Below are 13131 nucleotides of genomic sequence, written 5' to 3' on the forward strand. Positions count from 1 at the left end.
CGGCGAGTACGGCGGGGCCGCGACCTACGTGGCCGAGCACGCGCCGCACGGCAAGCGCGGCTTCTACACCTCCTTCATCCAGATCACGGCGACGGCGGGCCTGATGCTGAGCCTCATCGTCATCGTCGGCGTTCGCTATACCATCGGCGAGGCTGCCTTCGCCGACTGGGGCTGGCGCATTCCGTTCCTGGTTTCCATCCTGCTGCTGGGCGTTTCCCTGTGGATCCGGCTGAAGCTGGCTGAAAGCCCCGCCTTCCAGAAGATGAAGGACGAGGGCAAGGGCTCCAAGACGCCATTGAAGGACTCCTTCGGCAAGTGGCCCAACCTGAAGATCGTGCTGATCGCCCTGATCGGCCTCGCGGCGGGCCAGGCCGTGGTCTGGTACACAGGCCAGTTCTACGCCCTGTTCTTCCTGGAGAAGATTCTCAAGGTTGACGGCGGCCTGACCAACATCATGGTCGCGATCGCGCTCCTGCTGGCGACGCCCTTCTTCGTCTTCTGGGGCTGGCTGTCCGACAAGATCGGTCGCAAGCCGATCATCCTGGGTGGCTGCCTGATCGCGGCCCTGACCTATTTCCCGCTGTTCCACGCCCTGACGAACGCAGCCAATCCGCAGCTGGCGGCCGCGACTGCGTCTTCGCCCGTCACGGTCTACGCCGATCCCGCCGACTGTAATCTGCAGTTCGATCCCATCGGCAAGACCGTCTTCAACCAGTCCTGCGACCTGGCCAAATCCTACCTGGCCAAGGCCGGCGTGACCTACTCCAACATCGCGGCTCCGGCCGGGACTGTGGCCGAGGTCCGCGTCGGCTCGGTGGTGATCCCCAGCTTCCGGGGTGAAGCCCTTTCAGCCGCAGAGTTCAAGACCCAGAAGGCGGACTGGGACAAGGGCCTGGGCGCGGCGCTCAAGACCGCAGGCTATCCGACCAAGGCGGATAGCGCCCTGGTGAACAAGCCGGTCGTGATCGGCATCCTGTTCATCCTCGTCTTCTACGTGACGATGGTCTACGGCCCGATCGCGGCGGCACTGGTCGAGATGTTCCCGACCAATATCCGCTACACCTCCATGTCCCTGCCCTACCACATCGGCAACGGCTGGTTCGGCGGCTTCCTGCCGACCACGGCCTTCGCCATGGTGGCCGCCACGGGCAACATCTACTACGGCCTGTGGTATCCGATCGTTATCGCCATCGCGACGGCAGTGCTCGGCTTCCTGCTGGTCAAGGAAGGCAAGGACGTCAATCTCAACGACTGATCGGTATCGACACCGTTGAAGTGCTTTCGAGGAGCGGATCGGTCGAAGGACCGGTCCGCTCTTCGGCTTGCGTCCCGGCGCGTTAGGCGCTCTGTGAGACCTTGATGTACGCGCTGATGATCCTGGCGATGGTCGCCGTCTACATGGCGGTGTTGTTCGTCGTCGCCTGGCGCGGCGAACGGCCCGGTGCCCGCAGGCCGAGCCGTGGCCTTGGCCCCTGGGCCTATGCGCTCAGCCTCGCCATCTACTGCACCTCCTGGACCTACTATGGTGCCGTGGGTACGGCCGCACGTCAGGGCTGGGAGTATCTGCCCATATACCTCGGGCCGATCATCGGGATCGTCGTCCTGTTCCCGATCTGGAAGCGGATCGCCGCCGCCGCCAGACGGGAAAACGCAGGCTCCATCGCCGACTTCATCTCGTCTCGATACGGCAAGAGCCAGGGTCTCGGTGCCCTGGTCGCCTGCGTCGCGATCCTGGGCTCCCTGCCCTATATCGCCCTCCAGCTGAAATCGATGTCCATGGCCTGGACCCTGGTCACGGCAGGGACTCCGATGGCCGGATCCGAGCAGCTGACGGTCAGCCTGATTGCGGTGGCCCTTGCAGGGTTCGCCATCCTTTTCGGGGCCCGTCGGCCCGACCTGACGGAGCACAACCGTGGCCTGATCCGGGCCATCGCCGTGGAGTCCCTCGTAAAGCTGGCCGCGCTGGTCGCTGTGGCGGGCTTCGCGGTGATCCTGTTGCTGGACGCGCCCGCCACCACCGACGTCGCAGTCGCACTCGGCGAACTTGCGCGGCCGCCAGAGATCGACGCCCGCTTCGTCGCCATCCTCCTGCTGGCGACCGTGTCGATCTTCTGTCTGCCCCGCCAGTTCCATGTCGGGTTCGTCGAGTCGGGAGAGCCGCGGGACGTTCGCCGCGCCAGATGGCTCTTTCCCGCCTATCTGATCGTCACCAGCCTGGCCGTCCTGCCCCTGGTCGCAGCCGGCGGGCTATTCTCCGGCATCAGCGATCCGGATATGCTCGTGCTCGATATCCCGTTCCGCCAGGGTGCCCGGCTTCTGACCGCCGTCGTGTTCGTCGGCGGATTCTCGGCGGCGACGGCGATGGTAATCGTCGAGACGGTGGCCCTGTCCGCGATGGCCTCCAACAGCCTGATCCTGCCCCTGGTTGCAGGGGCGCGCTGGCGTCGCCGTGAAGACGCTTCGGACATTTCCCGGACCATCCTTCAGGTCCGGCGCATCGTCATCTGCGCGATCCTGTTCCTGGCATGGCTCTACTTCCAGACCCTGGACCAGGCCACCGGACTGGCGTCCATCGGTCTGACCTCCTTCTCGGCTCTGGCACAGCTCGCGCCGGCCCTGTTCGGGGCCGTGCTGTGGAGAGGGGGCCATACGCGCGGTGCAGTCGCTGGAATTGTCTGCGGCATAAGCGTCTGGCTCATCCTGCTTGCCCTGCCGCAGATCGGATCGGCGCTCGGTGCGGGGTCGAGCCGTCCGTTCGGTCTCGACGACCCCTTGCCGCTGGCCGTCTTTCTGAGCCTGGGTCTCAACGTTGCCGTCTATGTTCTGGTCTCGCGCGTTGCCCAGCCGCGACTGGTAGACCGAATTCAGGCCCACGCCTTCGTCGATCGCCTCAGCCCGGACTGGCGCGAGCGGTCGTCGGTGCCCTTCGGAGCGTCGGTCGGAGACCTGAAGGCCCTTGTCGGCCGGTTCGTCGGCGACCCGGGTGCCGAGAGGGCCTTCGCAGCCTTTGGACGGGAGACGGGCAGAGCCATCAGGGACGCGGAGCCCGCAGACGCCGGCGTGGCACGCGCGGCGGAGCGGATGCTCGCGGGGGCCGTCGGGGCGTCGTCGGCCCGTCGGGTCATCTCGGCGGCTCTGGCCGGCGGCGGCCGTGCGCCCGAGGACGTGGTCCGTATGCTGGACGAGGCGTCCCAGGCCGTCCAGTTCAACCGTGAACTGCTGCAGGCCACCCTCGACAATATCGACCAGGGTGTCAGCGTCGTGGATGAAGACCTGCGTCTCATTGCCTGGAACGCTCGCTATATCGAGATGTTCGGCCTGCCGGCGGGCTTCGTCCATGTCGGCCAGTCGGTTGCCTCGGTCTATCGTCTGAACGCCGAACGGGGCGAGGTCGACCCGGGCGATCTGGATGCCTGGATCGAACGTCGGCTGGAGGCGCTCCGGCGTCGCGAACCCCATGATCACGAAAGGGCCCAGCCCACCGGCCGTATCCTGAAATCGACCGGCGCACCGATGGCGGGCGGCGGCTATGTCACCAGCTACACCGACATCACCGAACTCCGCCGCGCCGCGCAGGCGCTCGAGGAAGCCAACGAGCAATTGGAAGCGCGCGTGGCGGATCGCACCGAGCGTCTGGTCGAGGCCAGGCAGGCGGCGGAAGACGCCAACGCCTCCAAGACCCGGTTCCTCGCCGCAGCCAGCCACGACCTTCTCCAGCCACTGCACGCGGCCCGACTGTTCATCGCCGCCCTCAAGGAAGGCCAGGGCGCAAAGGAGCCGGAGACCCGCAGGCTGGTGGAGCATGCCGACCGCTCGATCGAGTCGGCCCACGGATTACTGAAGGCGCTGCTCAACCTTTCGCGCCTCGAGGCCGGGGGCGTGCGCCCTGCCGTCCGCGCACTGTCGGTCGAGGCCTTGTTCGACGACATCCGCCGTGAGTTCACTCCCCTCGCGCTCGAAAAGGGATTGCGACTGACTGTCGTAAGTTCCAGCCGGTGGGTCGCGTCGGACCCCGACCTGCTGAGATCCCTGCTCCAGAATCTGACGGGCAATGCGGTCCGCTACACCGATAGTGGGCGCATTCTGGTAGGCGCACGCCGGGTCGGACGGTCCCTCAGGATCGATGTCATCGACACCGGGCGCGGGATCGCCGAGGACCAGCAGGAGGCGATCTTCACCGAGTTCACCCGCCTCCCGGGGCAGGGCGGTGACGAACCCGGGGTCGGACTGGGTCTGGCGATCGTGCGCAAGGTCGCCGGCCTGCTCGACCATCCACTCGGCCTTCGCTCACGTCCGGGCAGCGGGTCCGTATTCTCCGTGACGGTGCCTCTGGCGGAGCCCGAGGCCCCGGAACCGCGCTCGCCCTCGTCTCCAGCGGCGACGCCGACAGGCCTGAGAGTGCTTTGCGTCGACAATGAACCCGCCATCCTGGAGGCTCTGGGCGCCCTTCTGTCCCGGTGGGGCATGACAGTCGTCACGGCCTCGAGTGCGACCGCGGCTCTGGATATCGAGGGGCCATTCGACGCCGCTCTTGTCGATCTCCATCTCGGGCAAGGTCCCGATGGTCTGACCGTGATCGAAGCGTTGAAGTCGCGCGGCGTTGGCCATCTCGCCCTGATCAGCGCCGACGCCGACCCCACCCTGACCGCCCGCACGGCGGCGCTCGGTGCCGTTCTTATGGCCAAGCCCGTCAAGCCCGCGATCCTGAAAGCCTTTCTGTCCAGCCCACGGGGGACCTGAAGCCGCTGGGGATTTCAGATGTCCGTGGTCAGCGCCTGTGCGGCGATCACGGCCTGGGTGCGGTTATGAACACCCAGCTTTCTGAAGACGCCGGTCAGATGCGCCTTGATCGTTGCCTCCGTGACGCCGAGGTCAAAGGCGATCTGCTTGTTCAACCGTCCCTGTTGCAAGCCGATCAGGATCTTGAGCTGCGAAGGCGTCAGGCTGGCGATCCGGGATTCCATCGACTCTCCAGGCTCCAGTTCCGACAGGGCCGGCGCCCAGATGTCGCCACCAAGGATGGACCCCAACGCCTCCGCCATGGTTTCAAGGCTGGCCGATTTGGGAATGAAGCCTGCTGCGCCGAATGCGAGCGCCCGACGAACGGTGCCCTCGTCATCGCTCGCGGAAACGATCGCAACAGGCGCGGCGGGGAAGTCGGCCCGGATGCCGGCCAGTCCGGCGAAGCCTTCGCTGTCCGAAAGCTTAAGGTCCAGCAGCAGCAGATCGACAGGACCGGTCGCAAGTGCCGCTCGCGCGCCGGCCAGGCTGGACGTTTCCTCGATCACGACATCGGGCGAAGCGCGCGCCATCGCCGTCGAGAGGGCGGCTCGAAAGAGCGGGTGGTCATCGGCGATGACGATTCGGTCCATGGTGATTCTTCTCCCGAGCCGCGCTCTGTCGTCGCGTGCCCTGCGCCATAGTGGCGCGCCCCGACCTTGGTCGAAACTAGACCAATGGCTAATGGCCCCAAAGCGGTTCCGCACGGCATGTCCAATCCCAGGCTCGCATCAGACGAGCTCCCCGGGAGGAAGCCATGCTCAGAAACGTTTTTTTGGCCGGAGCCGCGACGGCCGCCTTGTTCGCAGCTCCGGCCCAGGCGCAGGAAGATACCGCTGCGCTGGAGGCCCGGATCGCTATGCTGGAGGCGCAGTTGAACGCGCTGAAATCCGACGTCCAGGCGTCGCACGTGCAGCAGTCGGCCCAGGCCCAGGACATCATCCGCATCGATCAGCGCGTCGCGACGGCTCCAGCTGCGCCTCCCCCTCCCGCGCCGACGGACGGCTTTCGCATCGGGAACAACGTGCTGAAGGTCGGCGGCTATGTGAAGGCCGACTTCATGGCCAGCCAGTACAGTGGCGGCGACCCGGCGAACGGGGACCTGATGCGGGACTTCTACCTGCCCGGCGCTATCCCTGTCGGCGGAGCTGATGAGAGCACGGCGACCGACTTCAACGCCCGGCAGACCCGGTTCTGGCTGACCACGGACGGACTGATCGGGGCCCACAAGGTCGCCACGCGGATCGAGATGGACTTCCAGGTCCTGCCCGGGACCGGCGATCAACGGACGACCAGCCCCTCGACTCCTGCGCTGCGCCGCGCCTTCGTCACCATCGACAACTGGCTGTTCGGTCAGGAATGGACAAACTTCCAGAACCTGGCCGTACTGCCTGATACGGCAGACTATGTGGGATCTTCCGAAGGCACGGTCTTCGCCCGCCAGGCCCAGATCCGCTACACGCGCGGGCCCTTCTCGATCGCGCTGGAGAACCCCGAGACGACGGTCACCCCCTATCTGGCCGCGACCCGCATCATCGCCGACGACAACAGCCTGCCGGATCTGACCGCCCGCTATGCGATCAGCCGTCCGTGGGGCGAGGCGTCCGTCGCAGGTCTGGTGCGCCAGCTGAAATACGAGACGACCGGCGTGGGTGCCATCGGATCGACCACGGTCGGCTGGGGCCTGTCCGCCGCCGCCAAGATCAAGGTCGGGCCTAGAGACGATCTGCGGGTCATGCTGTCCGGTGGCGAGGGCATCGGCCGATACGTGGGCCTGAACTTCGCCAACGACGCTGTGCTTGATGCCCGTGGTGACCTTCAGGCCATCAGCCTCGTCGCCGCCTTCGCCAGCTATCGTCACGTCTGGTCGCCGCAGTGGCGCTCAAACCTGACATGGTCTGCCCAGACCGTGGACAACGACCGCGCGATCATCGGACTGGCGACCAACAAGTCGGCGCAGAGCGTGCGTGCAAACCTGATCTGGACGCCCATCCCCGCCATGGATATCGGCGCCGAACTGATGCATGGCGAGCGTGAACTGGAGTCCGGGGTGTCGGGCGACGTGACACGGCTTCAAGTGTTCGCAAAATATGGCTTCTAGCTCGCTGAGGGTGCCTGTCATGTCCGATCCCGAACTCTACCCCGTTCCCGCCGACTGGGCCGCGCGCGCCCACATGGATGCTGCCGCCTACGAAGACGCTCGAACCGCCGCGCGAGAGACGCCTGACGCATACTGGGCGCAGGCGGCCAAACGCCTGGACTGGATCACCCCGCCGACGGTGATCAAGGACGTGTCCTTTGCGAAGGACGACTTCCGCATCCGCTGGTTCGCCGACGGCGTGCTGAACGTCTCTTACAACTGCATCGATCGTCACCTGGCCACACGCGCCGACCAGACCGCGATCATCTATGAAGGTGACGACCCGTCGGTGTCCGGCTCCCTCACCTACGCTGAGCTTCACCGCGAGGTCTGCCGCATGGCCAATGTCCTCAAGGGCATGGGCGTCATGAAGGGCGACCGGGTCACGATCTATCTGCCGATGATCCCGGCAGCCGCGATCGCCATGCTGGCCTGTGCCCGCATCGGTGCGATCCATTCTGTCGTGTTCGGCGGCTTTTCGCCCGACAGTATTGCCGGGCGGATCGAGGACTGCGGCTCGGCCTTCGTCATCACTGCGGATGAAGGCTTTCGGGCCGGCAAGCGCATCCCCTTGAAGGCCAACGTCGACGCCGCCTTGGCCAAGATCCCGGCCGGGTTCAATACCCAGCAGGTGCTGCTGCTCACCCATAGCGGCGCTGAGGTGAACATCGTCCGGAATCGCGACGTTCGCTACGACGACGCCGTCAAGACCGTCTCCGACGACTGTCCGTGCGAGCCGATGAACGCAGAGGATCCGCTGTTCATCCTCTACACCTCGGGCTCGACCGGAAAGCCCAAGGGCGTGCTGCACACCACGGGCGGATACCTGTTCTGGGTCAGCTACACCCATGAACTGGTCTTCGACTATCGCCCCGGTGAGGTCTTCTGGTGTACGGCCGACGTGGGCTGGGTCACGGGCCACAGCTATGTGGTCTATGGAGCCCTGGCCAACGCCGCGACCACTCTGATGTTCGAGGGCGTGCCCAACTATCCGGCCAACGACCGCTTCTGGCAGGTGATCGACAAGCACAAGGTCGAGATATTCTACACCGCCCCCACGGCGCTCCGGGCCCTGATGCGTGACGGCGACGAACCCGTCCTCAAACACTCGCTGACCTCCCTGCGCCTGCTCGGCACGGTCGGTGAGCCCATCAATCCCGAGGCCTGGCGCTGGTATCACGAGGTCGTCGGCAAGGGGCGGTTGCCCATCGTCGACACCTGGTGGCAGACCGAGACCGGCGGTGCCCTCATCGCCCCCCTGCCCGGCGCAACGGCCCTCAAGCCCGGATCGGCGACCCTGCCCCTGCCCGGCGTGGAACTCGAACTGGTCGACGCCGAAGGGGTCGTCCTCGACGGTGCCACCTCCGGGAACCTGTGCATCACCGACTCATGGCCCGGCCAGATGCGCACCGTCTGGGGCGACCACGCCCGCTTCTTCGAGACCTATTTCTCGACCTATCCGGGGAAGTACTTCACCGGCGACGGCTGCCGCAGGGATGAGGACGGCTATTACTGGATCACCGGCCGGGTCGACGACGTCATCAACGTCTCGGGCCACCGGATGGGCACCGCCGAGGTCGAGAGCGCGCTCGTGCTGCACGACGACGTCGCCGAGGCCGCCGTCGTCGGCTTCCCGCACGACATCAAGGGCCAGGGCATCTACGCCTATGTGACCCTGAACGCCGGGGTCGAACCGCATGACGACCTGAAGAAGGCGCTCGTCGCCCACGTCCGCAAGGAAATCGGGCCCATCGCCGCCCCCGACGCCATCCAGTGGGCCCCCGGCCTGCCCAAGACCCGCTCCGGCAAGATCATGCGCCGCATCCTGCGCAAGATCGCCGAGAACGACCTCGGCTCGCTCGGCGACACCTCCACGCTCGCCGACCCGTCCGTCGTCGAGGACCTGGTGAAAAACAGAGGCAGGTGAGCCGCTGTCCATGAATCTGGCGAGGGTCCAAGGTCGACACTCACCCCGAGGGTATGCTTACCGCCATCGAAACCTTGAACCACGAACGCCTGCCGAGAGCGGCCGAGGCCCCCGCGCTGATCCCGTCGCGGGCCAAGGTCGCCATCGCGCTCGGCGTCGGTCAGCCACCGGCGTTGCTGAAGGCAACCGCGGATCGCCCCGAGGCCGGACAGGTCAAGGACCTGCGCCTACTCGCCTATCCAGCCCTGTGATCACCCCACGCAGCGACGTGCAAGACGCCGCGAACCCTCTTCAGTTCCCCGGCATTCCGAGCAATCAAGTCAAACCGGAAGTACAGCCATACCGCCTAACGAATCATATCCGCCGGAAAAGCAGTGGCGAATGAACGAAAGCGGCCTCACAATGCATCACGCCATCAAGGGCTACGCCCAGACAAACGGAGAAGAGTTCACATTAAAGTGACAGCACCGCCATTTACTGCTTCGCTAGACAGTATTCTCGCCTCCACACTGATATAGTCCAAGGTGCGGCTGCGAGGCCTGAGGGCCGTTCTTCAAGATGCACCATCGCTGGAGACCAAGCGCTATCTCCGCAGCTCGCCTGGTTTGGCTCCTTGTTCCGCGACGAAATTTTCCCAGGCTTCTCGTGAAGAAAAGTCCAGTCCCCGGTCCCAAGCGGAGCCTACGGAGTAGGTGAACGGTTGGCCGGGCGTGACACGCACCAGGATCAGATAGTTGTCGGCGTCCTGGGCAAACCCTTCGACCATTGCCGGGTCGACCACGATGGCGATGCCGAGACTGCCATGATCGGGGTCAGCCGGCTCCCAGAACATCAGGCGACCGTTCCTTTGGTCACGCGTCACGAAGCCGGTTCCGGCGTCGTTGGTGCGCTTCGAGATGCCAATGCCGACGATTAGTGGCTCGGTGCTGTCTGACTGGATCGTCGATGTCATGCGGGTGAAGTTCGACCCCATCGGCAGCGAGACCTCGCGCGTCTCCCAGACCCGGCGGTTCACATCGACGGGCCACGGGCGATAGTCGACGCTGAACCGGGCCTCATCGCCGCCGGTCTCCTCGATGCGATAGGTCGAGAAATTGCGGCTGGTCCACAGCTTGTTGTCGAACCAGATGCCCAAGCCGCCCGCGCCGCGCCCGCGGCCGACGTCATAGAAGTCCAGCCCCTCCCCCCGGTCGGTATGATAGTTCGGGAAGCGCAGCTGGCGGTCCATGAACGGATAGCGGACGCGCTTGGCCCAGACGTCGATGCCCGATCCTGACGGCGGTTCGCGAGCCTCCAGCGCTGGTCCGTAGATCCGGTGGGCGACGCGGTCGTTCTCCCATAACAGGTCGTCGAGGCGGTCCGGCGCAAACCGGACAACAGCGCGGGGGATCTGCTCCTCGTCGGTCGGCGGAGTCAGCCGTTCGATGGTCGAGGGACGGCCGAGGACGACCGGGTCATAGGCCAGGGCGCGGGTCGCACTCATCTCGGCGGCGCGGCGGGCCTGTTCTTCCGGTCCCCGGACGGTGACCGGCGCGGGCGGGGTCGGGGTGGTACCAGCGATGACCTCCGCGCTGTCTCGCGCGGGTTCGGCGACGGGCAGGGACTGGGTCGGACCGCTGAGGTCGGCGATCTCCAGACCGGCCAGTATATAGGTCCCGGTGACATAGAGGCCTGTGTCGGTCGGGGCCGTGGAGACCGGCTGATCGCCGGTCTTCTGGGCCGCGCCAATCAGGCCGTTCGGAAGGACATGACGGTTGAGAGCCGCCCAGCCCCGCTGGATGACGGGCCGATAGGTGGCACGGTCAAGCAGACCGTGGTTCACGCCCCAGGCCAGGGCGTAGACATAGAAGACTGAGCCAGAGCTCTCGGCTTCCGGATAGGTCTCGGGGTCCAGCAGGCTGGCGCGCCACAGGCCGTCGTCCTGCTGCAGTCCGGCAATGCGTGGGGCCATCTGCTGGAAGATATCGATGTAGTACTGACGTCCCTCAAAGCCCGCCGGCACGCTCTCCAGCCAGCGCGCCAGGCCGCCCATGACCCAGCCGTTGGCGCGAGACCAGTAGATCCGGTCGCCGTCGGCGTCGCGATGGTTCTCGTCCTTGAAGCGTTCGTCGCGCAGGAACAGGCGCTCCTCCGGGACCCAGAGGCGTTCGGCAGTGCGACGCCATTCCTTGTCGGCGGCGATCAGGTATTTCGGGTCACCGGTGATGGCCGACATCCGGGCCAGGACCGGCGGCGCCATGTAGAGCGCATCGGCCCACCACCAGACGAGGGCCGGCGTCTCCGTCGAACGATTCAGATGCGGAACCTGCCAGTCGAGACGCTGGCGCAGGGGCATCAAGGCACCTTCCTGGCCACGCCGGGAATAGAGTTCCTCGTAGAGATCGCCGATGGCGATGTCGTCGGCGTTCAGCATCGTCGGGCCCGAGCGAGCGCCGCGAACACTGTAATTGTAATGCTCGGCCACGGCGGTCAGGAACCGCAGGGTCTCGGGGTCGTCGGACACGCGCGCCAGCCGCGCAGCGCCGACGTAGAAGGTCGCCGCCACCCAGTTGGACGACATCTGGCTAAGGTTGCTGCCCGTCGACAGGGCCAGCGGCTCTGACGCCATGGCGGCGATCTGGGCCGACGCGACATACTCGACAGCGGCGAGCGCTTCGGCGCGCGACGGCAGGGACGACGGGTCGGTCTTCAGGGCCGGACGGGCGCGCGCGGTCAGCCACTCCGCCTCCACACCCGGAGCCAGTGATGACGATGCCTGAGCCTGCACTGCGGTCCCCGTCGCTGTGGTGGAGAGCAACACCGCGGCAAACGTCAGGGCTCGGCGGGACGGGAATGACATGGGTGACCTCCGTAACGGCTACGCGTCTTGTTTTCACCCTACCGTTCGCTATCGTGAGACGAAAGTACAGAATGTGGGAAACGTTGACGTCCGACGTCACGGATCGCCCGCCTTGCGGAGGACCACCATGCACCGTCGATCCCTGCTTTGCCTCGGCCTCTCCGGAGTCGTCGTCACGGCGACGCCCGCCTTCTCGCAGGCTACCGGACGCACCTTCGACGCCACCGAGTTCGGCGCCGTCGGTGACGGCGAGACGATCAACACCCGTCCGATCCAGGCCGCCATCGACGCGGCGGCGGGCGCGGGCGGCGGCACGGTGGTGCTGAAGCCCGGCGTCTATCTGTCAGGCTCGCTGTTCGTGAAGTCCGGCGTGACCCTGATGATCGGGCGCGGCGCGGCGGTGAAGGGGCTGCGCGATCTGGCCGCCTACCCTATGGTTCGCACGCGCGTGGCCGGGATCGAGATGGACTGGCCCGCCGGCCTTCTGAACGTCTACCAGCAGCGCGGCGCGAAGATCACCGGCGAGGGACTGATCGACGGCGACGGCAAGGTCTTCTGGGACAGCTACTGGGCCATGCGGCGCGACTATGATCCGCGCGACCTGCGCTGGGCCGCCGACTACGATTGCCGTCGCCCGCGCCTGATCCACGTCTATGATTCCGACGAGGTCGAGGTATCCGGTCTGAACCTGGCGCGGTCGGGCTTCTGGACCGTACATGTCTGTTATTCGCGCGACGTGAAGGTCTCGGACCTGATCATCCGCAACAATATCGGAGGGCGCGGGCCGTCGACGGACGGGATCGATATCGATTCCTCCGAACGGGTGCTGGTCGAGCGCTGCGATCTGGCCGTCAACGACGACGCCATCTGCATCAAGGCCGGCCGCGACTGGGACGGTCTGCGGGTCGCGCGCCCCTGCCGGGAGGTGCGTATCCGGGACTGTATCGTCCGCGACGCCCTGGCCGGCATGACCTTCGGGTCGGAGACGTCGGGCGGCTTTGAGGACATCGAGGTGACGGGACTGCGTATCGACTACCCCGTCCCGCTGGGCATCTTCTTCAAGTCGGGTCACACACGGGGGGGAGTGATCTCCAACATCCGCATCCGCGACGTGATGATGCAGGATGTGGCGACGCTCGTGCGCGTGAATCTCAACTGGTACCCGAGCTACAGCTACGCCCAGATCCCGGCGTCGATCACCGACTATCCGGACTACTGGCGTGCTCTCGCAACACCTGTTCCGGCAGCGCAGGGGATTCCACGGATCCACAATGTCCGGATGTCCGATTTCCAGGCCGTCGGCGGCAAGGTCGGGTTCGAGGCGGCGGCCTATCCCCAGGCTCCGCTCGAGGATTTCCGCTTCGATCGCCTCGACTGGGACGTCCGCGACGCCGGCACGATCGCCAATGCCAGGGACTGGCGGTTCGAGAACTGCAAGATCGACAC

8 protein-coding genes are annotated in these 13131 nt (G+C 65.9%); 6 read left to right on the forward strand and 2 right to left on the reverse strand.

Annotated features, from left to right (window positions below):
• The coding region (locus ACILQR_RS11840) for an MFS transporter (protein WP_395651611.1) at window positions 1-1255 on the forward strand (1255 nt) is incomplete at its 5' end.
• A 104-nt stretch (window positions 1256-1359) separates the two neighbouring features.
• Complete coding sequence (locus ACILQR_RS11845) at window positions 1360-4740, forward strand: PAS-domain containing protein (protein ID WP_395651612.1); 3381 nt, start codon at window positions 1360-1362, stop codon at window positions 4738-4740.
• Window positions 4741-4754: 14 nt separating this feature from the next.
• Here the strand turns inward: ACILQR_RS11845 and ACILQR_RS11850 are convergent, their stop codons facing one another.
• A complete protein-coding gene (locus ACILQR_RS11850) occupies window positions 4755-5372 on the reverse strand; it encodes a response regulator (RefSeq protein WP_395651613.1) in 618 nt (205 codons plus the stop codon).
• 164 nt (window positions 5373-5536) lie between these two features.
• Here ACILQR_RS11850 and ACILQR_RS11855 point away from each other — a divergent pair, with 164 nt between their 5' ends.
• From ACILQR_RS11855 to ACILQR_RS11865, 3 genes are read left to right on the forward strand one after another with little or no spacing between them, the layout of a single operon-like run.
• On the forward strand, window positions 5537-6880 hold the full coding sequence (locus tag ACILQR_RS11855; protein ID WP_395651614.1) for a DcaP family trimeric outer membrane transporter: 1344 nt from the start codon (window positions 5537-5539) through the stop codon (window positions 6878-6880).
• Between the two features lie 19 nt (window positions 6881-6899).
• A complete protein-coding gene (gene acs, locus ACILQR_RS11860; protein ID WP_395651615.1) occupies window positions 6900-8846 on the forward strand; it encodes an acetate--CoA ligase in 1947 nt (648 codons plus the stop codon).
• Between the two features lie 53 nt (window positions 8847-8899).
• Window positions 8900-9097, forward strand: a complete 198-nt coding sequence (locus ACILQR_RS11865) for a hypothetical protein (protein WP_395651616.1) — start codon at window positions 8900-8902, stop codon at window positions 9095-9097.
• 332 nt (window positions 9098-9429) lie between these two features.
• Here the strand turns inward: ACILQR_RS11865 and ACILQR_RS11870 are convergent, their stop codons facing one another.
• Window positions 9430-11685 carry a glycoside hydrolase family 88 protein gene (locus ACILQR_RS11870; protein WP_395651617.1) on the reverse strand — a complete coding sequence of 752 codons (2256 nt, stop codon included), beginning with the start codon at window positions 11683-11685 and terminating at the stop codon, window positions 9430-9432.
• A 127-nt stretch (window positions 11686-11812) separates the two neighbouring features.
• On the opposite strand from ACILQR_RS11870, the gene ACILQR_RS11875 reads away from it, so the two are divergent.
• The coding region (locus ACILQR_RS11875; RefSeq protein ID WP_395651618.1) for a glycoside hydrolase family 28 protein at window positions 11813-13131 on the forward strand (1319 nt) is incomplete at its 3' end.

Source organism: Brevundimonas sp. (assembly GCF_044239655.1).
Lineage (GTDB): Bacteria > Pseudomonadota > Alphaproteobacteria > Caulobacterales > Caulobacteraceae > Brevundimonas.

Bases quoted from the DNA above. Each gene is read 5' to 3' on its own strand.
- ACILQR_RS11845 (WP_395651612.1), top strand. From the start codon at position 1,360: ATGTACGCGCTGATGATCCTGGCGATGGTCGCCGTCTACATGGCGGTG.
- ACILQR_RS11850 (WP_395651613.1), bottom strand. From the start codon at position 5,372: ATGGACCGAATCGTCATCGCCGATGACCACCCGCTCTTTCGAGCCGCC.
- ACILQR_RS11855 (WP_395651614.1), top strand. From the start codon at position 5,537: ATGCTCAGAAACGTTTTTTTGGCCGGAGCCGCGACGGCCGCCTTGTTC.
- acs (WP_395651615.1), top strand. From the start codon at position 6,900: ATGTCCGATCCCGAACTCTACCCCGTTCCCGCCGACTGGGCCGCGCGC.
- ACILQR_RS11865 (WP_395651616.1), top strand. From the start codon at position 8,900: ATGCTTACCGCCATCGAAACCTTGAACCACGAACGCCTGCCGAGAGCG.
- ACILQR_RS11870 (WP_395651617.1), bottom strand. From the start codon at position 11,685: ATGTCATTCCCGTCCCGCCGAGCCCTGACGTTTGCCGCGGTGTTGCTC.